Origin of the sequence: uncultured Microbacterium sp., from assembly GCF_963524805.1 — a bacterium.
Classification (GTDB): Bacteria; Actinomycetota; Actinomycetes; order Actinomycetales; family Microbacteriaceae; genus Microbacterium.
Map to the genome: position 1 here is coordinate 60,106 of NZ_CAURGG010000010.1, position 24,269 is coordinate 84,374.

The window sequence follows — 24,269 nt, forward strand, 5'->3', positions numbered from 1 at the left end:
ACCGTCCTTAAGCGTTCGCGAGCTCGGCGGCCTTGTCGGCGCCTTCGTCCATGGTTTCGGCGAGCGTGACGAGCGGGTGGTTCGCGTCGCGCAGAATCGCACGGCCCTCCTCGACCTTGTTGCCGTCGAGGCGAACGACCAGCGGCTTGGAGGCGCTGGCACCGAGCTCCGCCAGCGCGCCGACGATGCCCCTGGCCACCGCGTCGCAGGCGGTGATGCCGCCGAAGACGTTCACGAACACGCTCTTGACCTGCGGGTCGCCGAGGATGACGTCCAGGCCTGCGGCCATGACCTCGGCCGAGGCGCCGCCGCCGATGTCGAGGAAGTTGGCCGGCTTCACGCCGCCGTGGTTCTCACCGGCGTAGGCGACGACGTCGAGCGTCGACATGACAAGCCCCGCGCCGTTTCCGATGACGCCGACCTGACCGTCGAGCTTGACGTAGTTGAGGTCGTTCTCCTTGGCCTTGGCCTCGAGCGGGTCGGCGGCATCCTTGTCCTCGAGCAGCGCATGGCCCGGGTGACGGAAGTCCGCGTTCTCGTCGAGCGTGACCTTTCCGTCGAGCGCGATGATGTCGCCCTCTTCGGTCAGCACGAGCGGGTTGACCTCGACGAGCGTCGCGTCCTCACCGGTGTAGACCGCGTAGAGCTTGACAAAGACGTCGCTGACCTTGTCGACGAGCTCGGGAGCGAAGCCCGCCGCCTCGGCGATCTCGACCGCCTTCTGCTTGTCGATGCCGGTGAGGGGGTCGACCGCCACGCGGGCGAGGGCTTCGGGGCGCTCGACCGCGAGCTCCTCGATCTCCATGCCGCCCTCGACGCTGCACAGCGACAGGTACGCGCGGTTCGCGCGGTCCAGCAGCACCGAGAAGTAGTACTCCTTGTCGATGCGGGCGCCTTGGGCGATCATGACCCGCTTGACCACGTGGCCCTTGATGTCCAGGCCGAGGATCGCCTTCGCCGCCTCGTACGCCTCGTCGGGGGTCTTCGCGACCTTGACGCCGCCCGCCTTTCCGCGGCCGCCGGTCTTGACCTGCGCCTTGACGACGACCACGCCGCCGATCTTCTCGGCCGCGGCCCTCGCCTCTTCGGGCGTGTCCGCGATGAGGCCGGCGAGCACCGGAACCTCGTACTTCTCGAAGAGGTCGCGTGCCTGGTATTCGTACAGATCCACAGTGCGTTCCTTCGCTGGGGCGACGGGGGATGACGCAGAAAGCGTCTTGATGTCGAGATATCTCGACCGACTTCCCAGCCTACTACCGCCTGCTCGACGCTCCCGACGACGGTGGAGCGGTGGATGCCGCGGCCCGCGCGCCCGCCGGGTCTAGGCTTCTGTCGACATGAGTGAGACTCCGTCCGCCTCCGCCGCGCGCACCGCCGTCGTCGCCGCCGCGCTCGACCTGTTCGCGCGCCAGGGATTCGAGGCGACCTCGGTCGAGCAGATCGCTCAGGCCGCGGGAGTCTCGCGCAGCACGTTCTTCCGCCAGTTCGGCGGCAAGGAGGACGTCGTCTTCGCAGACCACGAAGTGCTGCTGGACGAGCTGCGCGAGTGGCTGGACAAGGGTCATGCCGATCCGTGGGTCGCGGTGTGCGAGGCGTCGGAACGCGTCTTCGCGCACTTCGCACGCGATCCCGAGGTGGCCCGGCTGAGATATCAGATCGTGCGGCAGGTGCCGGCCCTGCGCGAACGCGAGATCGTGACGGTGTTCCGCTACGAACGTCAATTCGACGAGTATCTGCGGCGGGCGCTCCCGGAGATCGACCCGCTGGATGCCGTCGGCTTCGCCGCGCTGGTGACGGCACTGCACAACCACGTGCTGCGCCGCCTGCTGCGCGGCACCAAACGGGTTCCGCTCACCGCGCTGCGGCGAGCGCTGGACGATGCACTGCGCCGGTACGGCGTGCACCCCGACGGTGCGGCGCCGGCCGGGGACGATGTCGTGGTCGCGGTCTTCCCGCGCGCCATGCCGAGCGCCGAGATGGCGCGGCGGGTGCGCGGCCAGCTGGACGGCTGACGCGCGCGTGGCTGCAGGAGGACGTCGACGATGACCGAAGTCCCGGGGCTCGATGTCGCCGGCCTGACTGACTGGATGCGGCGCGCCCACCCCGAGCTCGCACCCGGGGAGCTGACCGCGCAGGTCATCGCCGGGGGCAAGAGCAATCTCACCTACCGCGTCGACGGGGCCGGCATCCCGCTCGTCGTGCGACGACCGCCGCTGGGTCATGTCCTGGCGAGCGCGCACGACATGGGCCGCGAGCACCGCGTCATCTCGGCGCTGCGAGGCACGCCCGTCCCCGTGCCGCCCGCGATCGACTTCGTCGACGACACCGCCGACGCCGAAGTCACCGGCACGCCCTTCTTCGTCATGCAGTTCGTCGAGGGCATGGTCATGTCCCGCCCCGATCAGAACGCCGCCTTCTCCGCCGCGGGCCTGCGTAGCCTCAGCCTGAGGCTGGCCGAGGTGCTGGCGGACCTGCACGCCGTCGATCCGGTTTCGGTGGGTCTCGGCGACTTCGGGCGCGCCGACGGCTTCCTCGAGCGTCAGCTGCGCACCTGGCGCCGGCAGTACGACGCGTCCCGCTCACGGGATCTGCCCGCGCTCGATCGGCTGCAGGACGATCTGGCAGCGCGCATGCCGGCATCCAACCGCTCCAGCCTCGTGCACGGCGACTATCGCCTCGACAACGCCATCGTCGCCCCCGCGCAGGACAGCGGCTCAGCGGAAACCGCCCGGATCGCCGCGATCCTCGACTGGGAGATGTCCACGATCGGAGACCCGCTCGTGGACCTCGGGATGTTCGGGCTGTACTGGAACGTCGGCGCACTCCCCGGCGCCGGGGCCGCTCTGCCCAGCGCGATCGATCCCGCCGCCGGCTATCCGGCATTCGAGGAGCTCGTCGACGCGTATGCGGCTCGGGCGGGCATCCCGGTGCCGGATCTGTCGTGGTACGGCGCCTTCGCGGCGTACAAGCTGGGCGTGATCGCGGAGGGCATCCACTTCCGCTTCGGGCGCGGTGAGACCGTCGGGGCGGGATTCGACCGGATCGGCGCGCTCGTCGAGCCGATCGCCGGCGAGGGACTGCGGCAGCTGCGCGCGGGAAGGCGATGACATGGATTTCGGCCACGACGAGCGCACAGCCGCGCTGATCTCACAGGTGCACGGCTTCCTGCACGAGAGGATCATTCCAGCCGAGCCGGTGCTCGCGGCCCAGGTGGCCGCGACGCCCGGCGAATGGGGCACCCGTCCGGTGGTGCGGGAGCTGCAGTCGGCCGCGCGCGAGCAGGGACTGTGGAACCTCTTCCTGTCCGGCCCCGACGGGGCCGGCCTCACCACTGTGCAGTACGCGCCGCTGGCCGAGCTGACCGGCTGGAGTCCGCGGCTGGGTCCGATCGCCTTCAACTGCGCCGCGCCCGACACCGGCAACATGGAAGTGCTGGCCGACTTCGGCACGCCCGCGCAGCGGGACCGCTGGCTACGACCGCTGCTGGACGCCGAGATCCGCTCCTCGTTCTGCATGACGGAGCCGGCGGTCGCCTCGTCCGACGCGACGAACATCGAGACCCGCATCCGCCGCGACGGCGAGGACTACGTGGTCACCGGTCGCAAATGGTGGTCGACCGGGGCGATGAACCCCCGGGCGGAGATCCTCATCGTGATGGGCAAGACGGATCCGCATGCCGCGCGCCACCGCCAGCAGAGCATGATCCTCGTACCGCGCGACACCCCCGGAGTGAGCATCGTGCGGCCGCTGAGCGTGTTCGGCTACGACGACCGCGACCACGGAGGTCACGCCGAGATCGTCTTCGACGACGTGCGCGTGCCCGCGGCGAACCTCATCGGAGGGGAGGGCGACGGGTTCTCGATCGCCCAGGCGCGGCTCGGACCCGGCCGCATCCATCACTGCATGCGTGCCCTGGGAATGGCCGAGCGTGCGCTGTCGCTCGTGCGCGAGCGTGCCTCCGAGCGCATCGCGTTCGGCCGCGCCCTGTCCGAGCAGGGAGTGCTGCGGGAATGGGTCGCCGAGTCGCGTATCCAGCTCGAGTCACTACGCCTGCTCGTGCTCAAAACCGCCTGGCTGATGGACACGGTGGGCAATCGGGCGGCCATGACCGAGATCCAGGCGATCAAGATCGCCGTGCCGCGCGCGGTGCAGCAGATCCTGGATCGCGCGATCCAGGTCTTCGGCGGGGCGGGTCTGTCCGAAGACCAGCCGCTGGCCGAGATGTTCGCCGGCGTGCGCGCGCTGCGGCTGGCCGACGGTCCCGATGAGGTGCACCTGAGCGCCCTCGGCAAGGCCGAGTTCGGCCGCTGAGGGCATCAGAGGGCGGAGCGGATGCTCGCTCCGCCGTCGATCACGACGGTCTGGCCGGTGATCCAGGCGGCGTCATCGGACAGCAGGAACGCGACAGGTCCGGCCACGTCGTCGACCTCGCCCAGCCGGCCCAGCGGGTACGGCGCGGACGCCTCGGCCTCGCGCCCTTCGTAGAGCGCCCGCGCGAAGGCGGTCTTGACGACCGCGGGCGCCACCGCGTTGACCCGCACCCGGGGGGCGAGTTCCTCCGCGAGCTGCACCGTGAGGTTGATGATGGCGGCCTTCGAGATGCCGTACAGCCCGATGTTCGGGCTCGCGCTCAGCCCGCTCACGGAGGAGAGGTTCACGACCGACCGCCCGAGACCGGCTGCGACCGCATCCCGCGTCCATTCCAGGGTCGCGACGACGTTGACGGCGAGGATCTTGTGCGCGAGGGCGATCTCCACCTCGCGCAGCGGACCCCACGCGGGGTTGATCCCCGCGTTGTTGACGAGGTGGTCCACATGCCCGTGTCGCTCGATCACGTGCGCGATCGCCCGCGCTCTGTGGTCCGCATCGTCGGCCTTGCCTGCCACCGCGCTCGCCCGTGCGCCCAGCACCGCGACGGCCTCGTCCAGCGATTCCTGTCGGCGCCCGGTGATCACGACCGACGCGCCCTCAGCGACGAGGCGCCGGGCGATCGCGAACCCGATGCCGCGGCTGCCGCCCGTGATCAACGCCACCCGGTCGGTGAATCTGTCCACGCCGCACTCCTTCGTTCGGATGCCGCCACAGTATCGCCGGCGGAGAGAAGATCGGCGCTCCGCTCCTCATGGTATTCAGTCTCATTGTCGACGACACTGAGTGCCGGTACGCTGAGGGCATGAGCCACTCTCCCGTGCCCGGCGAGCGCGTCGCCGGCTATGACGTCTCCGCGCGACTGGACACCGACTACTACGAAGTGTTCGCCGACGTCGCGGGAGAGGACCGCGACGTGTGGAACCGCGCGAAGGCGTTCGTCGACGAAGTGCTGCCGCGCATGGACGGCCTGTGGGACCGCGGCGAATACGACGTGAGGCTCGCCCGCCGCATGGGAGAGCTCGACCTGTTCACGGACGGTCTGGTCCACGAGGGGCTGGGCTATTCCTCCCCTCTGGCTGCCGGCCTGGTCAATATGGAGATCTCCCGCGGCGACGGATCGCTCGGCACGATCCTCGCCGTGCAGGGCGGACTCGCGCTGCGCTCGATCGCCCTGTTCGGCAGCGACGCCCAGAAGGAGCAGTGGCTCCGTCCCATCGCGCGCGGCGACGTGCTGGCCGCCTTCGCCCTCACCGAACCCGACCACGGCTCCGACTCCGTCTCGCTCGAGACCGAGGCACGCCGGGAGGGCGATGAGTGGATCCTCAACGGCGCGAAGAAGTGGATCGGCAACGGCTCCTCCGGTGGCCTGACCGTCGTGTGGGCACGGGTGAGCGACCCCGCAGACCCCGACCACGACGGCAAGGTGCGCGGCTTCCTGGTTCCCCAGGAGAGCGCCGGCTACGAGGGTCGGCCGATCCTCGGCAAGGCGTCGCTGCGCGCGATCCATCAGGCGCACATCCGGCTCACCGACGTGCGGGTGCCGCGGGATGCCGTCCTTCCGGGCACGCACACCTTCACAGACGCCTCCACCGTGCTGTACGCGACCCGCTCGGGCGTGGCCTGGTCGGCGCTCGGCCACGCCACGGCGTGCTACGAAGCGGCCCTCGCGTACGCCCAGCAGCGCGTGCAGTTCGGCAAGCCGCTCGCGAAGTTCCAGATGGTGCAGGAGCGGCTCACGCAGATGCTCGACGAGCTGACCGCGATGCAGCTCTACTGCCGTCACCTGGCGGACCTCGAGACCGGCGGCGGGCTGCGCCCCACCCAGGCCTCCCTGGCGAAGTACCACAACACCCGCGCCGCACGGCGGATCGCATCGGTGGCGCGCGATCTGCTCGGCGGCAACGGCATCCTGCTCGAGAATCGCGTCATGCAGCACATGGCCGACATCGAGGCGATCCACACGTACGAGGGCACGGAGTCGATCCAGGCGCTGCTGATCGGGCGCGACATCACCGGTCACAGCGCGTTCGCCTGATCCCCTGACGTCGCGCGTCGCACATACCCGCGCGGCCCGGACATCGCAACCCTGGGCTGCTCGCCGCGGCGAGGGCCTACGGTCGACGCATGGGCCTGTTCAGCCGTACTCCTCCGCGCCCGCCCGGCGGCGCCGTCGTCGACAAGATGGTGCAGAAGCCGCCGCTGGGCCTGTGGGCCGATGGCTTCGGGCGTCTGTCGACCCGCTCGCTGCAGGCGCTCATCGTGCTCGGAGCGGCGACACTGCTGTTCATCGGCCTTCGATCTGTCACCGTCGTCACGATCCCGGTGCTCCTCGCGCTCATCTTCGCGAGCGCCTTCGCGCCCGCGATGCGCTGGATGCGCGGACGCGGCATCCCGTCGGTGCTCGCGACGATCATCACCCTCCTCGCGGTCGTGATCATCCTGGGCGGCGTCGGCTGGCTGATCGTCTGGGCCGTGCAGGACCAGTGGGACGACCTGTATTCGCAGGGCGAGGAAGGCTTCCAGGAGCTTCTGGCCTGGGTTCAAGGCCTCCCGTTCGCCCCCAGTGACGACCAGCTGGAGTCGGCCCGCAATGCGGTGATCGACTTCGTCACGAGCTCGCAGTTCGGCACGGGTGCGCTCAGAGGCGTGTCGGCGATCGGCAACTTCCTCGCCGGCGCCGTGCTGCTGGTCACGGTGCTGTACTTCTTCCTTAAAGACGGCCCCCGGATGTGGGAGTTCGTCCTGCGCCCCTTCGAGGGCGAGAACTACGCCCGGGGAAAGCGCATCGGCGAGCGCACCGTGCATACGTTCGGCTCCTACCTCCGCGGGACCGCACTGGTCGCCCTCGTGGATGCCGTGGGCATCGGCATCGGGCTGATCATCCTCCAGGTCCCTCTGGCCCTGCCGCTCGTGGTGCTCACCTTCGTGCTCTCGTTCATCCCCATCGTCGGTGCGGTCTTGGCCGGTGCGATCGCGGCTCTCGTCGCCCTCGTCGCCCTCGGCCCGGTCCAGGCGCTGATCGTCGTGGGAGTCATCGTCCTGGTGCAGCAGCTGGAGAGCAACATCCTGCAGCCGTTCCTGATGGGTCGAACCATGCGACTGAACGCCTTCGTGGTCCTGATCGCACTCGCCGCCGGCACCGTCCTCGGAGGAATCCTCGGCGCGATCCTGGCGGTACCGCTGACCGCCGCGGCGTGGGGCGTCGTGCAGGTCTGGGACGGTCCCGATACGCCGGCGCGGTGGGCCCGGCGCAAGCGTGCCGAGGGCGACGATCGCGAGAGCCTCCCCGACCGGGTGGCCCAGCGTTCCCTCGACCGTCCCAGGACAGAGCGGGCGTCCCAGCCCAAGGGTTCGTGATCAGGAGGCGCGAAGGAGCGGGCGCGGGAGTCGGATGCCGGTGCGCTGAGTGATCCGGAAGCTCACACCGGAGATGACGTAGAAGAGCACGTCGGCCACGATCTTGCCCACCAGCAGTCCCCAGACGGGATCGGCGAGGACGACGACCCCGATCATCATGAGCGCCGGACGCAGGAAGAACGTGTCGGTCAGCTCGGCGACGCCGAACTCGGCGGCCAGCAGCCCCACCGATCGCCCGAACGCCCGGCGGATCCGGTGCGGCGCGGGGGGCAGGAGAGCGAGCTGCTCCCGCAGCACTGCCGTCACGAGGACTCCGTAGAACCCGACTGTCGCACCCACGATCGCCGAGACGGCCAGCAGCGGAGGCGAGTCGGTCAGCCGCGCGGCGATCACGCTGGCGATGAGCATCGTCACCAGACACGCGATCTCGGCGGGGCCGTACCGTCGCACCCAGAACAGGGCGCGCATCCGCAGCGCTCGCGCGCCGTGGGGAATGACTTCCGTGCGGGGCAGGGCGGGGGCCGACGTCGTCATAGAGCGAGGAGCGCGGGCCAGCCCGTCAGATACATGCCGGCGAATCGATCGACGCCACCTCGACCGTGTCCGCCCGGACCGGCAGGATAGGCGCATGACCTACGAGATCCCCGCTCCGATGCTCGCGAAGTCCGTTCCCGACGTGCCCGACCAGGACAAGGTGCCCGGTGGACTCAGCTACGAGCCGAAGTGGGACGGGTTCCGCGGGCTGGTCTCGTGGGACGGCGAGAACGTCGAGATCGGCTCCCGCGGAGCCAAGCCGCTGACCCGCTACTTTCCCGAGCTGGTCGAGGCGTTCTCCCGGCTTCTGCCGGAGCCGTGTCTGCTCGACGGCGAGGTCGTGGTGCCCAAGGGCCCGCCCGGAGCGCAGCGCCTGGACTGGGAGTCGCTCACCCAGCGCATCCATCCCGCGGCATCCCGGGTCACCATGCTCGCCGAAACCACGCCCGCGATGTTCATCGCGTTCGACCTGCTGGCCCGCGGCGACCGCGACCTGCAGAGCGAGCCGTTCTCCGAGCGGCGGGCGCAGCTGGTCGACCTGCTCGCCGGGCTGCCGCATCCGATCCACGTCACGCGGACGACGACGGATGCCGACACCGCCCGCGGCTGGCTGAGCCAGTTCGAGGGGGCGGGGCTGGACGGCGTGGTCGCCAAGCCGCTCGCTCAGCCGTACGCACCGAACAAGCGCACGATGTTCAAGATCAAGCACGCCCGCACGGCCGACGTCGTCGCCCTCGGGTACCGGATCCACAAGTCGGGCCAGGGCGTCGGGTCGCTGCTGGTCGGTCTGTACAACGACGAGGGCAGGCTGCACAACGTCGGGGCGGTCTCGGCCTGGAGCGACAAGCGCCGGCTCGAGCTGATCGATGAGCTCGCCCCGCTCGTGCAGACCGATGACGAGGGTGCCGCGCTCACCGGCGAGGGCGAGAAGTCACGGTTCTCGGCGGCCGGACGCGACTCCTCCTTCGTGAAGCTGCGCCCCGAGCGGGTGCTCGAGGTGCGCTACGACCAGCTCGAGGGGTGGCGCTTCCGGCACACCGTGCAATTCGAACGCTGGCGGCCCGACCGCGATCCTGCCTCGTGCACGTACGAGCAGCTCGAGTCGGTGTCCGCCTACGACGTCGGGGCCGTACTGGACTGAGCCATCAGCGGGCCCGGCCGTCCGCGGTCCAGTTCTCGGCGTTCTTCTTGCTCGGCTGCACCCGCGGCGGCTCGCCCGGCATCTTCGGGAAATCAGGCGGGAAGGGCAGTTCGCCGAGGCCCGCGTCGAGGTCGCGCTGCCACCACTCGAGCAGCGTGTCGATGCGCCCGGGCCTATCGAGCAAGCCCGACCACGGGTTGCCGCTGTCGGCGAGGCGCTGCGGGACGCTGCGGATCGTGAACGCGGAAGGGTCGACGCCGTTCAGCTCATCCCACGTCACGGGAGTCGCCACGGTCGCCGTCGGGAGAGCGCGGGGACTGTAGGCCCCGGCCATCGTGCGGTCGCGGTTGGCCTGATTGAAGTCGACGAAGATGCGCTCTCCGCGCTCCTCCTTCCACCAGTTGGTCGTCACCTTCTCGGGCATCCGGCGCTCGAGCTCGCGCGCCGCCGCGATGACCGCGTGGCGGACCTCGAGGAACTCGTGCGTCGGCTCGATGGGGCAGAACACGTGGATGCCGCGGTTGCCGCTCGTCTTGACCCAGGCCTCGAGGCCCGCCTCGCCGAGGACCTCTCGCAGCGCGTGCGCCGCGGGAACGGCATCCGCAAATCCCGTCCCCGGCTGCGGATCGAGGTCGATCCGCAGCTCGACCGGGTTGTCGGTCTGGCCGGCGAGCGAGGCCCACGGGTGGAAGACGATCGTGTTCATCTGCACGGCCCAGACGATCGCGGCGGTCTCGGTCAGGACGAGCTGGGGATGCCGCCGCCCGCTGTTGTAGGTCACCGTGACCGCTTCGACGAACGCGGGGGTGCCCTTGGGCGGATTCTTCGAGAAGAACGAGTCTCCGTCGATCGAGTCCGGGAACCGCTCGAGCGAAACGGGGCGGTTGCCGTTGGCCTCGAGGAACGGCTCCGAGACGGCGATCGCATACTCGGCCAGCTCGTGCTTGGTGATGCCGAGCTGCGGCCACAGCACCCGGTTGGGGTTCGAGAGCCCCACCTCGCGATCGCCGTCGGGGCCGGGCACGGTCAGGGTGATGCGCTCGCTCGCCATGCTCCGACGCTAGCGAACCGCCGCGACATCGTCACCCCGGCCGGCGATGCGCAATTCAGGATGAAAGCGAACTGGGCGGGGACGATCCGCGCGATTGCGCGGCTCACAGCGCCCTGCCCCGCCCCCATCCTGAATTGCGCACGGGTGGGTCGTCCGGCGGACCGGGGGCGGCGGCCGAACGGGGGCGGCTCAGTCGGCGAGCGCCAGCAGGGGCGCGAGGTCGTTCCGTGACAGCCGGATCCACGGTCCGCCGGAGTCGACGAGCACGCCGCCCAGGCCCTCGTCGGTGTTCAGCGCGGCAGCCAGCTGGGCGGCGGTCATGGGCGCGGCCTGATCGCCGCGGCGCAGGGAGGCGACCTCGAGTGGGTGCGAGTACACCTCGATGAGGCGCGCGCCGTCCTCGGTGCGGGCCTCGGCGACGCCGAACCGCCCCTCGGGCGAACGATTCACCGCGACCCAGAATTTCACCCTCGTGAGGGCGTCGGCCACGGCAGCGGCCGTCGCATCGGTGCGCTCGCCGGCGAGGAGCGTCTTGAGCTCGAGCGAGGGGTCGGCCTGGTCGACGAGCTTCTCCAGCAGCTCTCTGGGCAGCACGGCGCGCGCGGGAGCGGAGGCGTTGTCGATGATGAGGCCGTCGTAGGTGCCGGCCAGCGCATAGCGCAGCACCGCCATCACCGGCTGACCCATCGCCGAGGTGTCGGCGTCGCGGTCGGCCCGGATGCTCTCGCGCAGGGCCGCGCCGCTGCTGTAGGCCAGCACGAACTGCTTGCCCTTCACCTCCGCCACACCGAGCGGCAGGTCCTTGCCTTCGGCCAGCAGCGAGCGCGCATCGCCTTTCACACGCAGGAACAGGTGCCCCTGCATCAGCTGTCGCGCGATCTCGAGCAGGTCCGTGGACTCCGGCGCTGCGGGCAGCGCGGCGAGAGCCTCACGCAGCACGACGTTGTCGCGCAGCCCCGGGATGGTCTCGGTCGCAACCGGGGCTTCCGCCGCGCGAGGAGCCGCACGCGGCACGCGCGGCCGGTCGACCGGTGCAGCCGGCACTTCGGCCGCACCCAGTCCCTGGTACGACGAGACGGAGATGCCGACGGATGCTGCCGCATCCGTCACGGCGTCGCTCGGTGCAGCAGCCGACGCGGGCGGTGCCACCGGCTCGGCCGCCCCGGCATCCGAGTCGCCGTCGTCCGCCTTCTTGCGCCGTGAGAACAGGGCCATCGTTCGAGCCTAACCGCCCGTCATCGGCCCCGCGGAGAGCGTCAGAGCTTTTCGATCGGCGCGATCTTGATCAGGAGCTTCTTCGGTCCGGCCGAGTCGAAGCGCACGTGGGCAACGCGCTTCGCTCCCTCGCCCGTCACCGCATCCACACGTCCTTCGCCGAAGTCGTCGTGCTTGATCCGGTCACCCGAGACCAGCACCATGTCGCCGTTGTCGCGGACCTTCGCGGGGATCCGGTTCGCGAAGCGCTCGATCGACGTCGACTTCGGAACGAGGTCGTCGCCGTAGCGCCGGCCGGGCGCCGCTCCCCCGGCCCCGCCGCCGGGCCGGCGGGCGTTGAGCGCGCGCGACTGCATGCCGCCGCGGGAATTGACATCTCCGGGAGATTGGCGCCAGTGCACGAGCTCGGCGGGGATCTCCTGCAGGAAACGGCTGGGCATGGCGACCGAGATCTCGCCGAACTGCGCGCGCGTCATAGCGAGCGAGAGATACAGCCGCTTGCGGGCGCGGGTGATGCCGACGTAGAACAGGCGACGCTCCTCCTGGGGACCTCCGGGCTCCCCCGCCGAGATGCGGTGCGGGATGAGGTCCTCTTCGACACCGGTGACGAAGACCGCGTCGTACTCGAGGCCCTTCGCGGTGTGCATCGTCATGAGCGAGACCGACCCCGACGCATCCTCGAGGTCGTCGGCGTCCGAGACGAGCTGCACCTCGGCGAGGAAGTCCACCACCGTGCCCTCAGGGTTGTTGCGCGCGAACTCGCGGGCGACCGCGACGAGCTCGTCGAGGTTCTCGACACGCGCTTCGTCCTGCGCGTCGCGACTCGCGCGCAGGGCGTCGGTGTAGCCGGTCCTGCCGAGAAGCAGCTGCAGTCCCTCGGCGACCGCGGTCGGCGGTGCCAGTTCACCCGTCGCCGGAAGCATCAGGTCGGTGGCCTCGGCGAGCACGGCGTCGAGGTGGGCGATCGCGGCCTGGATCTTCGGACCGACTCCCAGCGCAGAGGAATTGGCGAGCGCGTCGCGGAACGTGATCTGCTCGTTGGCGGCGTAGCGCGAGATCGCCTCGATCGTCACGTCGCCGATGCCGCGGCGCGGCCTGTTGATGATGCGCCGCAGCGCCATCTCATCGGCCGGGTTGGACACCGCGATCAGATACGCGAGGGCGTCCTTGATCTCGGCGCGCTCGTAGAACTTCGTGCCGCCCATGATCTTGTACGGCAGTGCCGCTCGGATGAAGATCTCCTCCAGCGCACGGCTCTGCGAGTTGGTCCGGTAGAACACGGCCATCTGCGAGTAGTCGACACCGCCGCGGTGCAGCGTCTCGATCTCGTCGGCGACGAACTGGGCCTCGTCGTGCTGGGAGTAGCCGGTGAAGCCGATGATCTTCTCACCCGCACCGACGTCGGTCCACAGCTTCTTGTCCTTGCGGTCGAAGTTGTGGCCGATCACGGCGTTGGCCGCGCTCAGGATGTTCTGCGTGGACCGGTAGTTCTGCTCGAGCAGCACGACCTTCGCGCCCGGGTAGTCCTTCTCGAACTCGCTGATGTTGCGGATGTCGGCGCCGCGGAACGCGTAGATCGACTGGTCGGAGTCGCCCACGACGGTGAGGGATGCCGGCGCCTCGGCATCCGCGACCGGCTCGGGCTCGAAGATCATCATCCCGTTCGACTCGAACGATGCGCTTCCGCCGCCGGAGATGGGCCGGGTCAGCTCGTGGATGAGCGCGTACTGCGCATGATTGGTGTCCTGGTACTCGTCGACGAGGATGTGCCGGAACCGGCGGCGATACACGTCGGCGACGTGGGGGAACGCGCGGAAGAGGTAGACGACCTGCCCGATGAGGTCGTCGAAGTCGAAGGCGTTGGCACGCTGCAGCTCGCGCTGGTAGTCCGTGAAGACGTCCACGAAGACGCGCTCGGCCGGATCGCTCATGTTCGCCGAGCGCGCGTAGGCCTCGGCATCCGACAGCTCGTTCTTCAGCTTCGAGATGCGGCTCTGCGCTCCCGCCGGGGTGAGCCCGTACGCATCCGCTTCGTGCTGCTTCACGAGGCGCTTCAGCAGCGCCCGGGAGTCGCCGGAGTCATAGATCGTGAACGACTTGGTGAAGCCGAACTGCTCGGCCTCCCGGCGCAGGATCCGCACGCACGCGGAGTGGAACGTCGAGATCCACATGCCCTGCGCACGGTCTCCGATCAGCTGCCCGACGCGTTCGCGCATCTCTCCGGCAGCCTTGTTCGTGAAGGTGATCGCGAGGATCTGACTGGGCCAGGCCTCGCGGGTGCGCAGCAGCGACGCGACACGACGGGTCAGCACGCTCGTCTTGCCCGAGCCGGCGCCGGCGACGATCAGCAGGGCCGGACCCCGGTAGGTGACGGCCTCGCGCTGGGGCGGGTTGAGCCCTGCCAGAAGGTCCTCGTCGGGGCGCGCCGATCCCTCGGATGCGGCAGCCGGACCCCGGTCGCCGCCGACGATGATCATGGGCGTGCTGGCGTCGGTCATAGCCCGTCAAGTCTAGGCGCGCGACCCGACACCCCACTCAGGCGATGCGGGTTCCGGGCGGCATCCGCTTCGATGGCGTGCGCGTGCGTGCCCACGCTCCCCACACGAGCAGTCCCGCCAGGAGCAGCTGCACCCCCAGGCCGACGAACCAGCTCGGAGTCGTCCCCTCGATCATCTGCTCCGACGTGGGGAAGGACGTCTCGGACTCGTTGCACCCGTCGTACTCCTGCACGGCCTCGGGTGCCACCTGCGCACCGCGGACGAAGACCTTGATGTTGCCGAAGAGGTCGATCGGATAGCCGTTCTCGAAGCGCGACGGGGTGGCGTCGGCCAGCACCACGAACGGGTTCGCCGCCAGGATCCACCACACTGTGTCCGTGCGGACGGCTTCATAGCGTGAGGTCGTCCAGGGCCCGCAGACGAATTCGGGTTCCGGCATCGGCAGCGGCGTCATGCATTCCGGAAGCGGTTCGGTCTGACCGGGCGCAGCCGTCATGCACTGCGGTGGAACGGTCGGCATCGACGGCATGGACGCCGGTTCGAGCGAGCGCGAGCGCGACTCGACCTCCATCCGGGATGCCGCGGACCCCAGCCCGAAGGCGATCAGGGTGCCGATCACCAGGGCTGCGACCACGAGGTAGGTCACGGCGACCGAGAACAGCGGCCTCGCGAGGATGCCGCTGAAGCCGATGCCGATCGCCGCGACGATCCCGATCTCCACGACGAGTACCCCGATCGAGGCGAGGAGCACGCCGACCGAGACGCCCCCGGCGGCCATCGCGATGAGCAGGAACGGCACCGCCACCGCGAGGAAGGCGAGGCCGGTGGTCCACCCGGCGAGCAGCTTGCCCGCGATGATGTCTCCGGTCGTGGCCAGCGTGATCTGCACGGGCGCGAGGGTCGCCGCCTCCCGGTCGCCGTTGATCGCGTTGCCGCTGAGCGTCGGGGAGACCAGCACCACCAGCAGGAGGACGAAGTAGACGACGATCGAGAAGATCGCGCTGCCGGCGAGCTGGGCGGCACCGATCGGCACCGCGGCGAACGACAGCGCCGTGACGATGACCAGCAGAACGGCGAACACCCCGAGAAGCACGTACCACGCGACGCTGCGCACGCGCTGCGTCAGTTCCAGACGCATGATCGTGCCGATGCGAGCCGCGTTCACGAGGCGCTCCCGTCCCGCAGGTCCAGGAACGTGTGCTCGAGATCCCCCGTCGCCGGGGCGAATTCGACGACGGCAAGCCTGGCCCGCACGAGTGCTCCGAGGGCTGCGGCGGCCTCGGTGTCCGATGCGAAGCCGACGAGCACGCCTGTGCGGTCCGTCGCCAGGCTCCCCGGTTCCCGGCTCAGCGCCGCGGCGACCGCTGCCACCGATGCGTCGGCTGCGGCATCCGCCAACCTGACCCGCCAGGCGCGCTGGCGCTGGGATGCCGCCGCGACGCGCTCGGCCGAGACCGTAGCGCCGGCGACCATGAACACGGCGTCGTCCACGACCTCCTCGAGCTCGGAGAGCACGTGGCTGGAGATGAGCACCGTGCGACCTTCCCCCGCCAAGCGGCGCAGCAGCACGCGCAAGGCCACCCGCGCTTCGGGGTCCAGGCCCGAGGCGGGCTCATCCAGCAGCAGCACCCGCGGGTCGTGGACCAGAGCCCGCGCCAGTCCCAGGCGCTGCTTCTGCCCGCGCGAGAGCACACGCGCCGGGGCGGCCGCGAGCGGGGCGAGGTCCACGAGCCGCAGCAGCTCGTCGGCCCGGTCGCGGGCGGCCGCCCGCGGAAGGTCGTACAGCCGGCCGGTGACGGCCAGCGTCTCGCGCGCCGACAGCGATCCCCAGGCGCCCAGCGCATCCGGCATCCACCCGAGCACCCGCCGGGCGGCGGCGGGGTCGGCGATCGGATCGACGTCGCCGATGCGGATCTCTCCGGCATCCGGTGCGAGCAGCGAGCTGAGCATGAGCATGAGCGTGGTCTTGCCCGACCCGTTGGGCCCGACCAAACCCGTGACGCGGCCGGCCGCGACGTGAAGATCGACGTCGCGCACCGCCGGGACGTCGCCGAAGGATCGGCGCACGCCGGACGCCGTGATCGTGGGGGTCATCACTTCACCCTAGGCGCGGCCCCCCGGGGCTCCTGGCCGAACCGCGGTCAGCTGACCACCTCGGCGGGGACCTCGGGCTCGCGCCGAGGATCCGCCTGGCGGTAGGGCAGCGCGAGCAGCACGCCGACGACCGCGACCGCGAATCCGAAGACCGCCGCGAACCACGCCGCGGCGGCCGGAATGTCGAGGTACACCGTGATGCCGAGGATGCGCGCCAGACCCCACGGCAGCAGGCCCATCTCGTCGTTCCAGATGGTGAGCGCCTGCTCGAGGCCGACCAGCGCCACCACGAGCGCCGGCACACCGAGGCCGGCGCCCACGCCGGCGAGCACGGTGCCGGTGGCCCGCCGTCCGCCGATCTGCGACGACAGGGCCCAGCCGGCCGCGACGAACAGCCAGACGAAGAGCGCGAACGCCACCGATATGTACACCGTGCGCTGCGTGGGCTCGGTCCAGAAGGCGAACCAGTAGCCGCCCGGTCCGGTGAGCGACAGCGCCAGGAGGGTCACGATGCAGCGCAGCACCAGCACGCCGCCCACCGCCGCGATGACCGGCCAGGGCGATCGCCGGCGCACGAGCAGCCGCACCACGACGAGGAACACGAGCCATGCACCGAGGACGAGCGCCAGATGCGTCCACGACAGGAAGGACGTCTGGACGGCGCGCGTGGCCACGAGCAGCGCGGCCGGGATGCCGAGCAGCAGCCACTTGTCCAGCGACAGCAACCCGAGCGTCGACTCGCGCGCGCGCCACGGCCGGGTCGCGCCCAGCCAGGTGGCGCGTGCGGCGGCCGCACCGGGCCGGCGCACCAGACTCGTCCGCGACGAGAGCACACCGATCACGACCCACACCGCGGCCAGCAGCAGCAGGCCGCGCGCGAGCCATGCCATCGTCAGGTCCCGGTCGGCGCGCTGGACACCGAGCTCGGCTGCCGTCAGGTTGTACGCCGGGTAGTCGATGTTTCCGGCGTACTGCTCGACGTGCTCGGCCGCGAGCAGTTCGAACTGCTCGCGGTCGCTCTCCCACGCCGCATACGCGTCGGAGGACAGCGTGTCGTGCCACTGCGCCTGGTGCAGGATCATCGCCCGGTACGACGCGAGCAGTCCCAGCACGTCGGCCTCGTAGTCCAGCGTGCCGAGGAACGCCTCGCGCATCGAGGCATCGCGCCAGGTCGCGGCATCCGTTTCGGCCACGAGGTCGCGCATGGCCTCGGCATCCGCCTGCGCCTGCGTGCCCCCGGCGATCGCGCGCTCGATGTCGCCCCCGGTGGCGTCGCGCGAGATCGTGTAGATGACATCGAGCACGGCCGAGTCGCCGGTGAGGATGTCCCACTCGAAGATCCACATCATCGGGGGAGGCTCGAGCCCGATCGCGAAGACCCGCTGCTGCGCGAACGGCTGGATGTACATGCCCTGCTCGATCGCCGTGCGCGAGACCGACATCGCCTGCAGGATCGCCTCGACGGTCGCCGGGTCGTCCGAGAACCACTCCCCCGCCCAGTCCTGCGTGGTGCGACCGACATCGGCCGCCGGGTCGCGCGCGAGGTCCGCGGCCAGCATCGTGTTGAGCTCGTACAGCTGCCAGAACCCCGATTTCAGGTAGAGCGTCATAGGCCCGGCGCGCCACGGACCGCCGTCCTGGGTCCAGGTCCAGACGCCCTCGATGTTCGGGCTCGCGGCGAGGAGCTCCTCGAGGGCGAACTGGTACTGCGCGCCGAGGTCGTTGGGGAACGCCCCGAAGTTCTCGAACTCGCGTCGGCTCTGGAACTCCACGATGCGCCGCTGCTCCCCCTGCTCGAGCGTGACGTTCAGGGGCAGCCAGCTGTAGAAGTCGCCGAGCGTGTATTTGGTGGACACGATGAGCGCCGGCGAGTCGATGCCGCCGAGCACCGCCTCGTACGAGGCGTCGCTCGTATGCATGTCGCCGACCGCGCCGACCCCCACGCTCCAGGTGCGGAAGATGACTTCGCGCTGCGTCGCCTCCGCCTGGGCGGTCAGGGTCTCCAGCATCGTCCGCACCGAGTCCACCGAGGTCACCGCGAGTGCGGAGTACACATCCCATCCCTCGACGTCGTAGACGCGACCGGCCTCGCCGATCCGGATCAGAACGCCGTCGACGGACGGCTCCGCCGCATACAGCTCGTCCAGCCCGGCGGCGTAGACGTCCCACAGTTCGGGGTCCTCGGTGTCGAGCGAGCCGAAGCGGCCGGTGAGGTACTGCTCCAGCGGCGTGGTGAGCGTGAGCATGTCGGTGCGCAGGAACACCTTCATGCCCAGCTCGTCGGCCCGCTCCCAGAACGGGGCGAACGCTTCGCGCAGCGCGAGGGCCTTGGCGCGGTGATCGTCGCCGTCTGCGTAGACCGGGCCACCGGGAGCCTCGTCGAAGGTCAGGTACTCGACCAGTCCCGGGAACGCGACCGCGTTGTAGCCGTTCGCCAGCGAGTGACGGATGAACAGATCGAAGTCGTCGTACGCATCGGCGAGGGACTCCGGGTCGATGTACGGCGGGTCGGGCAGCAGCACGTCGGCGAAGGCCTTCGACGCGTGCGAGTAGTCGTCTCCGGCTTCCCAGGCGGCGGGGTCCGGTGTGACGGCGACCGCCCCCATGTCCACCATCCGCAACGGCAGGCGCGAGGTGACCTCCTCGCCCAGGCCCTCGGCGACGGCCCGGCCGGCGCGCACCCGCGCGGCGAGGTCGTACACGCCGCGGACGGCCCCGGTCTCGCTCACGCCCTCGATGCGCAGCGCCTCGGCGGTGCCGCTCAGCCGGTAGGTCTCGTCGTCGTTGTCGCCGTCGCCCGCGACAACGGTGAGGGATGCCGCTCCCGCCGTGCCGGCGGCGTCGGCGACGGCATCCGTGAGCTCTCCCACCGCGACGGCGACGCGTTCGGTCAGCGGGGCGTCGATCTGCGTGAACTCCGGCGGCAGCACCGCGACGGTGGATGCCGGCACGACCGGGGCGGCGGGCTGCATCTGCGCGGCGGGCTCGGTGCGGATGCCCAGCGCATCGCCGACCACCACCCCCAGGCCCGCCCCGAGGGCCACCAGCGCGACGATGGTGACGACGGCGACGATCGCCCGCCGCGTCGCCGTTGTCATGGGTTCACGCTAGTGGTTCGCACGGCGCCCGACCGGACCTGCTGGCGGCACCGATCGGCTCTCACGGCCCGGGTTGCCGCCCGGGCCGGGAGTCGCGGCCCGGGCCGCGGCGTCATTGCTCGGCACGTGTCATCGGAGGACTCAGGGCGACTTCCCGGTTCACGGTTCTCGCTTCTGTCGTCGCTCGGGCTTAGCGTGGCCTCATCATCGCGGCGATCCGGGCGGTCCCGGGCTCCAGTTCATACCTGGCAGCGGTGCGGGTTCGACTCCCGCCGTCGCGTCCACTGACGCACTGCCTCCTGTGCGCTCCGGCCGATCCGTTCGCAATCCGTTCTTGCGGGCCCTGTAGCCTTTAGCCCCGCGAGGAGCGACGGCAACGGTGCCCGCCCCCATCCGAGGAAACACGGTGTGAAGATGGCGAAGACGACGAAGGCGACCAGAGCGGCCGAGGCCGCGATGGATGCCGCGGCCACGGCTGCGAAAGAAGCGAAGCGGCTGAGCAGGACGCTTCCCAAGAAGGACGCGAAGAAGCTCAAGTCCGTCGCGGCCGACACGAAGGATGCGGCCCAGGCGTCCAAGAAGAAGGTGGCGCGTCGGCCGAGCAAGGTGGAGAAGCAGGCGATCGCCGCCATCGCGCGCCTGGACAAGGCCGTGGACAAGGCGGAGGCGGGACTCGCCGCCCGCAGGAAGTCGGCGGCGAAGGAGAAGGCCAGGGCGGCCAAGAAGGCGGCGAAGTCCAAGGACGCCGGCAAGGCGAAGAAGTCCGCTCCGACCGAGCCCGGCCTCTACGACGCGCCGGCACCGCCATCGAAGACCCCGCCGGAGCGACCCGCCGCCGCGGCGGTGCTCAGCGCCGCGCCGGATCTCTCTTCGCTCACTGTCGTGCAGTTGCGCGCTCGGGCCCGCGACGCCGGCCACGCCGGGTTCTCCCGCTATACCAAGGCGCAGCTCATGGCGCTGCTGTCGTCCTGACCCGGTCGATGCAGGAGTACCTCGATCTGTCGTCGGCCGCGCCCGCGCCGCGGACGCTGATCGATATCCTGCGTACGACAGCCGCCCGGTACCCGCAGGCCTCGGCGATCGAGGACGCGGAAGGGGCCCTCAGCTACGCCGAGCTGCTGGCCCATGTCGGCCGAACCGCGTCCCGGCTTCATGAGCACGGTGTCCGCCGGGGTGACCGCGTCGGCGTCCACATGCCCTCGGGCAGTCGCGATCTGTACATCGCCATCCTCGGGATCATGGCGGCCGGGGCAGCCTACGTGCCGGTGGATGCCGACGACCCTGCCGAACGGGCGGAACTCGTGTTCCGCGAAGCCGCGGTGGCGGGCGTCGTGACCGGCGGGGGCTCTTTCGAGCCGACCGGCTCGGTCGGCCGGCGCCCCGCGCCGGACCTGTTCTTCGGAGAAGCGCCGCACCCCAGTTCCCGAGCGATCCCCGCCCTTCCGCCGCCGGCCGTCGACGATGACGCGTGGATCATCTTCACCTCCGGATCCACGGGGGTGCCCAAGGGCGTCGCGGTCACCCATCGGTCCGCGGCGGCATTCGTGGACGCGGAGGCGCGTCTGTTTCTGCGGTCCGCGCCGCTCGCGCCGGGAGATCGTGTGCTGGCCGGCCTGTCCGTCGCCTTCGACGCCTCCTGCGAGGAGATGTGGCTGGCGTGGCGCCACGGCGCCTGCCTGGTGCCGGCTCCCCGGGCGCTCGTGCGCTCGGGCGAGGACCTCGGTCCCTGGCTGGTCGGGCACGGCATCACCGTCGTCTCGACGGTGCCGACTCTCGCGGCGCTGTGGCCGCAGGACGCGATCGAGAATGTCCGGCTGCTCATCTTCGGCGGCGAGGCGTGCCCGCCCGAGTTGGTCAGCCGCCTCGTCGCCGAGGGTCGCGAACTCTGGAACACCTACGGCCCCACGGAGGCAACGGTGGTCGCCTGCGCGGCGCTCCTGGATGGCGAGGGCCCCGTCAGGATCGGGCTTCCCCTGGACGGGTGGGCACTCGCGGTCGTGGACGCGTCGGGAACCAGGGTCGCCGACGGCGAGGTGGGCGAACTCATCATCGGCGGCGTCGGTCTGGCCCGGTACCTGGATCCGGCCAAGGACGCCGAGAAGTACGCGCCGATGCCCAGCCTGGGCTGGAACCGCGCCTACCGATCCGGCGATCTGGTTCGTCTCGACCCTGCGGGCCTCCTGTTCCAGGGTCGGGCGGACGACCAGGTCAAGGTCGGCGGGAGGCGGATCGAGCTCGGCGAGGTGGAGTCCGCTCTGCAGTCGCTCAGCGCGGTGTCCGCTGCGGCAGTGGTCGTGCAGCGCTCCGAGGCCGGCATCCCGCTGCTGGTGGGATACGTCGTCCCCGCCGAAGGATTCGATCGGCAGACAGCTCGCGCCGAACTCGCCCACACCCTGCCGGCCCCGCTGATCCCGCTCCTCGCCGTGGTCGAAGACCTCCCGGTCAGAACTTCCGGCAAGGTCGACAAAGCGTCGCTGCCCTGGCCGCTGACCGACACGGGAGCCGGCGACTCCGGCCTGTCGGGCACCGCCGCCTGGCTGGCGGAGCAGTGGCTGGCCGTCCTCGGGATCCGCCCCGCCGATGATCAGGCGGACTTCTTCCAGCTGGGGGGCGGTTCACTGGCCGCGGCACAGCTGGTCTCCCGCATCCGCGCCCGCGCGCCGGAATTCACGATGACCGACGTCTACGACCTTCCCCGGCTGAAGCGGATGGCCGACGCGGTCGAGGCGGAGGCGGCAGAGCTCGACGACATGCCCAACACGTTCAGCGTGGCGCGCCCGACACCTCCGATCATGCAGTGGGTGCAGACTCTGGCCGGCGTGCCCCTGTTCGTTCTGGCCGGCCTTCGCTGGACGGCATGGCTGCTGACGGCGAGCTGGGTGCTGCGCCTGATTCCCGGTTTCGACTTCCTCCCCGAAGCCCCGCTCTGGCTCATCCTGCTCGGCCTGCTGCTGTTCGTCACCCCCTTCGGCCGGATGGCGACCGCGGCGGCGTTCGCCCGGCTGCTGCTCGGCGGCCTCCGCCCGGGCGACTACCCGCGCGGCGGCGGGGTGCATCTGCGGCTGTGGCTGGCCGAGCAGGTCGCCCACCAGGTGGACCCGGTCGGGCTGGCCGGAGCGCCGTGGGTGAGCTACTACGCCCGGGCGCTCGGCGCGAAGCTCGGGGCGAACGTCGACCTGCACTCGCTTCCGCCGGTCACCGGCATGCTCGAGATCGCCGAGGGCGCCGCGATCGAGCCCGAAGTCGACCTGTCCGGCTACTGGATCGACGGCGACACCGTCCGGATCGGCGGCATCGCCATCGGCGCGGGCGCCACGATCGGCACGCGCAGCACATTGGCGCCCGGGACCCGGATCGGCCGCGGCGCGGAGATCGCCCCCGGCTCCGCGGTCTTCGGGCGGGTTCGCGCGGGGCAGCTGTGGGCGGGTTCCCCCGCGGTTCGCGTCGGCGGAACCTCGAGTCCCCTTGCACCCGAGCGCCCTGCGGCGCCGAAGCGCTGGCTGTGGGCGTACGGCGCCTCCTCGGCCGCGCTCGGGCTGCTGCCGTTCCTCGCCATCGCGGCGGGCGGCATCGTCCTGGGATTCGGCATCCGCGGCGCCGGTTCGATCGTCGATGCGATCCCGGCCGCGCTCGCCTGGCTCGTCCCCGCAGCGCTCGTCGTGGGGGTCGCGTTCGCGGGTGCCGTCGTTCTGCTCGTGCGGGTGCTGTCGATCGGACTCGTCGAGGGCGTCCATCCGATCCGCGGCCGCGTCGCCTGGCAGGCGTGGACCACCGAACGCCTCCTCGATTCTGCGCGGACGATGCTCTTCCCGCTGTACTCGAGCCTGTTCACGCCTGTCTGGCTGCGCCTGCTCGGCGCCCAGGTCGGGCACGACGTCGAAGCGTCCACGGTCCTGCTCATTCCGTCGCTGACGACGATCGACGACGGGGCATTCCTTGCCGACGACACGATGGTCGCCACCTACGAGCTCAAAGGCGGGTGGATGCGCCTGGGTCCGGCGCGGATCGGGAAGCGTGCGTTCCTGGGCAACTCCGGCATGGCGGCAGCCGGGCACCGCGTGCCGCGCGACGGCCTCGTGGCCGTGCTGTCCGTCGCACCCGAGAAGTCCAAACCCGGTTCGTCGTGGCTGGGCTCGCCCGCGGTGCGGCTGCGCCGCGTCGTCAACGACGCCGACCTCGAGCGCACGTACCGCCCCCGGCGGGCGCTGCGGGTCGCGCGTGCGCTCTGGGAGCTGTGCCGGATCATCCCGGTCTTCGTCACCTGCGCACTCGCGCTCGCTGTCGTGTTCACGCTCGGCTGGCTGATCGAGACGTGGGGCCTCGCTGCCGCCGTCCTCCTGTCCGGAGTGGTGCTGCTCGCGGCCGGCGCGGTGGCGGCCTCGATCACGACGATCGCGAAGTGGCTCTTCGTGGGTCCCATCCGTGTGGGCGAACATCCGCTCTGGTCCAGCTTCGTCTGGCGCACGGAGGTCTCCGACACCTTCACCGAGATGGTGGCCGCGCCCTGGTTCGCCAATGCGGCCGCCGGGACGCCCGCGCTCGCCATGTGGCTGCGCTCGCTCGGCGCGAAAGTCGGACGTGGCGTCTGGACCGACAGCTACTGGCTGCCCGAGCCCGACCTGGTCACCCTCGGGGACGGAGCGACGGTCAATCGGGGATGTGTGGTGCAGACGCATCTGTTCCATGATCGGGTGATGAGCATCGACACCGTCACGATCGAAGCGGGCGCGACTCTGGGCCCGCACAGCGTGATCCTTCCCGCGGCGAACATCGGCGCCAACGCGACGGTCGGTCCCGCCTCACTGGTGATGCGCGGGGAGTCGGTGCCCGTGGGCAGCCGGTGGAGCGGGAATCCGATCGGGCCGTGGCGGGCCGTCAAGGTGCGGGCGTACCAGTCTGCCGACGAATGA

17 protein-coding genes and 1 tRNA gene are annotated in these 24,269 nt (G+C 70.5%); 9 read left to right on the forward strand and 9 right to left on the reverse strand.

The window, feature by feature from the left end; translation table 11 throughout:
- Window positions 1-7: 7 nt before the first annotated feature.
- Window positions 8-1,171, reverse strand: a complete 1,164-nt coding sequence (sucC, locus tag RWQ91_RS15570) for an ADP-forming succinate--CoA ligase subunit beta (protein WP_314507896.1) — start codon at window positions 1,169-1,171, stop codon at window positions 8-10.
- 166 nt (window positions 1,172-1,337) lie between these two features.
- Here sucC and RWQ91_RS15575 point away from each other — a divergent pair, with 166 nt between their 5' ends.
- Genes RWQ91_RS15575 through RWQ91_RS15585 form a run of 3 tightly spaced genes read left to right on the forward strand, consistent with a single transcriptional unit; the run spans window position 1,338 to window position 4,311 of the window.
- Window positions 1,338-2,012 (forward strand): TetR/AcrR family transcriptional regulator, encoded by a 675-nt coding sequence (locus tag RWQ91_RS15575; protein WP_314507898.1) that lies wholly within the window; start codon window positions 1,338-1,340, stop codon window positions 2,010-2,012.
- Between the two features lie 30 nt (window positions 2,013-2,042).
- Window positions 2,043-3,107 (forward strand): phosphotransferase family protein, encoded by a 1,065-nt coding sequence (locus RWQ91_RS15580; protein WP_314507901.1) that lies wholly within the window; start codon window positions 2,043-2,045, stop codon window positions 3,105-3,107.
- A gap of 1 nt (window position 3,108) precedes the next feature.
- On the forward strand, window positions 3,109-4,311 hold the full coding sequence (locus RWQ91_RS15585) for an acyl-CoA dehydrogenase family protein (RefSeq protein WP_314507903.1): 1,203 nt from the start codon (window positions 3,109-3,111) through the stop codon (window positions 4,309-4,311).
- 5 nt (window positions 4,312-4,316) lie between these two features.
- Here RWQ91_RS15585 and RWQ91_RS15590 read toward each other — a convergent pair whose 3' ends face one another.
- The gene (locus RWQ91_RS15590) at window positions 4,317-5,054 is read right to left on the reverse strand and encodes an SDR family oxidoreductase (protein ID WP_314507905.1); all 738 of its coding nucleotides are present in this window, start codon (window positions 5,052-5,054) and stop codon (window positions 4,317-4,319) included.
- A 119-nt stretch (window positions 5,055-5,173) separates the two neighbouring features.
- On the opposite strand from RWQ91_RS15590, the gene RWQ91_RS15595 reads away from it, so the two are divergent.
- Both RWQ91_RS15595 and RWQ91_RS15600 read left to right on the forward strand, forming a co-directional pair.
- The gene (locus tag RWQ91_RS15595) at window positions 5,174-6,406 is read left to right on the forward strand and encodes an acyl-CoA dehydrogenase family protein (protein WP_314507907.1); all 1,233 of its coding nucleotides are present in this window, start codon (window positions 5,174-5,176) and stop codon (window positions 6,404-6,406) included.
- Between the two features lie 89 nt (window positions 6,407-6,495).
- Complete coding sequence (locus RWQ91_RS15600) at window positions 6,496-7,728, forward strand: AI-2E family transporter (protein WP_399546625.1); 1,233 nt, start codon at window positions 6,496-6,498, stop codon at window positions 7,726-7,728.
- Here the strand turns inward: RWQ91_RS15600 and RWQ91_RS15605 are convergent, their stop codons facing one another.
- Window positions 7,729-8,262 carry a hypothetical protein gene (locus RWQ91_RS15605; protein ID WP_314507910.1) on the reverse strand — a complete coding sequence of 178 codons (534 nt, stop codon included), beginning with the start codon at window positions 8,260-8,262 and terminating at the stop codon, window positions 7,729-7,731.
- Window positions 8,263-8,356: 94 nt separating this feature from the next.
- Between RWQ91_RS15605 and RWQ91_RS15610 the strand changes: the two genes are divergently transcribed.
- Complete coding sequence (locus tag RWQ91_RS15610) at window positions 8,357-9,403, forward strand: ATP-dependent DNA ligase (RefSeq protein WP_314507913.1); 1,047 nt, start codon at window positions 8,357-8,359, stop codon at window positions 9,401-9,403.
- 4 nt (window positions 9,404-9,407) lie between these two features.
- Here RWQ91_RS15610 and ligD read toward each other — a convergent pair whose 3' ends face one another.
- From ligD to RWQ91_RS15640, 6 genes are all read right to left on the reverse strand, one after another.
- Window positions 9,408-10,454 (reverse strand): non-homologous end-joining DNA ligase, encoded by a 1,047-nt coding sequence (gene ligD, locus RWQ91_RS15615; protein ID WP_314507915.1) that lies wholly within the window; start codon window positions 10,452-10,454, stop codon window positions 9,408-9,410.
- Window positions 10,455-10,643: 189 nt separating this feature from the next.
- Window positions 10,644-11,669, reverse strand: coding sequence for an SseB family protein (locus RWQ91_RS15620; RefSeq protein WP_314507917.1), 1,026 nt, complete (start codon window positions 11,667-11,669; stop codon window positions 10,644-10,646).
- A 41-nt stretch (window positions 11,670-11,710) separates the two neighbouring features.
- Window positions 11,711-14,167, reverse strand: coding sequence for a UvrD-helicase domain-containing protein (locus RWQ91_RS15625; RefSeq protein ID WP_314507918.1), 2,457 nt, complete (start codon window positions 14,165-14,167; stop codon window positions 11,711-11,713).
- A 37-nt stretch (window positions 14,168-14,204) separates the two neighbouring features.
- Window positions 14,205-15,332, reverse strand: coding sequence for an ABC transporter permease (locus RWQ91_RS15630; RefSeq protein WP_314507920.1), 1,128 nt, complete (start codon window positions 15,330-15,332; stop codon window positions 14,205-14,207).
- Entirely contained in the window at window positions 15,329-16,261 is a 933-nt protein-coding gene (locus RWQ91_RS15635; RefSeq protein ID WP_314507922.1) for an ABC transporter ATP-binding protein, read from the reverse strand. Before RWQ91_RS15635 ends, RWQ91_RS15630 begins: the two co-directional genes overlap by 4 nt.
- A 47-nt stretch (window positions 16,262-16,308) precedes the next feature.
- Window positions 16,309-19,359, reverse strand: a complete 3,051-nt coding sequence (locus tag RWQ91_RS15640; RefSeq protein WP_314507926.1) for a hypothetical protein — start codon at window positions 19,357-19,359, stop codon at window positions 16,309-16,311.
- A gap of 208 nt (window positions 19,360-19,567) precedes the next feature.
- On the opposite strand from RWQ91_RS15640, the gene RWQ91_RS15645 reads away from it, so the two are divergent.
- From RWQ91_RS15645 to RWQ91_RS15655, 3 genes are all read left to right on the forward strand, one after another.
- Window positions 19,568-19,643 (forward strand) — tRNA-Met (locus RWQ91_RS15645).
- Between the two features lie 130 nt (window positions 19,644-19,773).
- On the forward strand, window positions 19,774-20,331 hold the full coding sequence (locus RWQ91_RS15650; RefSeq protein ID WP_314507929.1) for a hypothetical protein: 558 nt from the start codon (window positions 19,774-19,776) through the stop codon (window positions 20,329-20,331).
- A gap of 8 nt (window positions 20,332-20,339) precedes the next feature.
- Window positions 20,340-24,269, forward strand: coding sequence for a Pls/PosA family non-ribosomal peptide synthetase (locus RWQ91_RS15655; RefSeq protein WP_314507932.1), 3,930 nt, complete (start codon window positions 20,340-20,342; stop codon window positions 24,267-24,269).

What these genes read in the sequence shown, in the direction of transcription:
- RWQ91_RS15620 (WP_314507917.1), bottom strand. Translation starts at nt 11,669, where the DNA reads ATGGCCCTGTTCTCACGGCGCAAGAAGGCGGACGACGGCGACTCGGAT.
- RWQ91_RS15655 (WP_314507932.1), top strand. Translation starts at nt 20,340, where the DNA reads ATGCAGGAGTACCTCGATCTGTCGTCGGCCGCGCCCGCGCCGCGGACG.
- RWQ91_RS15640 (WP_314507926.1), bottom strand. Translation starts at nt 19,359, where the DNA reads ATGACAACGGCGACGCGGCGGGCGATCGTCGCCGTCGTCACCATCGTC.
- RWQ91_RS15610 (WP_314507913.1), top strand. Translation starts at nt 8,357, where the DNA reads ATGACCTACGAGATCCCCGCTCCGATGCTCGCGAAGTCCGTTCCCGAC.
- RWQ91_RS15635 (WP_314507922.1), bottom strand. Translation starts at nt 16,261, where the DNA reads ATGACCCCCACGATCACGGCGTCCGGCGTGCGCCGATCCTTCGGCGAC.
- RWQ91_RS15600 (WP_399546625.1), top strand. Translation starts at nt 6,496, where the DNA reads ATGGGCCTGTTCAGCCGTACTCCTCCGCGCCCGCCCGGCGGCGCCGTC.
- RWQ91_RS15625 (WP_314507918.1), bottom strand. Translation starts at nt 14,167, where the DNA reads ATGACCGACGCCAGCACGCCCATGATCATCGTCGGCGGCGACCGGGGT.
- RWQ91_RS15585 (WP_314507903.1), top strand. Translation starts at nt 3,109, where the DNA reads ATGGATTTCGGCCACGACGAGCGCACAGCCGCGCTGATCTCACAGGTG.
- RWQ91_RS15580 (WP_314507901.1), top strand. Translation starts at nt 2,043, where the DNA reads ATGACCGAAGTCCCGGGGCTCGATGTCGCCGGCCTGACTGACTGGATG.
- RWQ91_RS15605 (WP_314507910.1), bottom strand. Translation starts at nt 8,262, where the DNA reads ATGACGACGTCGGCCCCCGCCCTGCCCCGCACGGAAGTCATTCCCCAC.
- ligD (WP_314507915.1), bottom strand. Translation starts at nt 10,454, where the DNA reads ATGGCGAGCGAGCGCATCACCCTGACCGTGCCCGGCCCCGACGGCGAT.
- RWQ91_RS15650 (WP_314507929.1), top strand. Translation starts at nt 19,774, where the DNA reads ATGGCGAAGACGACGAAGGCGACCAGAGCGGCCGAGGCCGCGATGGAT.
- RWQ91_RS15595 (WP_314507907.1), top strand. Translation starts at nt 5,174, where the DNA reads ATGAGCCACTCTCCCGTGCCCGGCGAGCGCGTCGCCGGCTATGACGTC.
- RWQ91_RS15575 (WP_314507898.1), top strand. Translation starts at nt 1,338, where the DNA reads ATGAGTGAGACTCCGTCCGCCTCCGCCGCGCGCACCGCCGTCGTCGCC.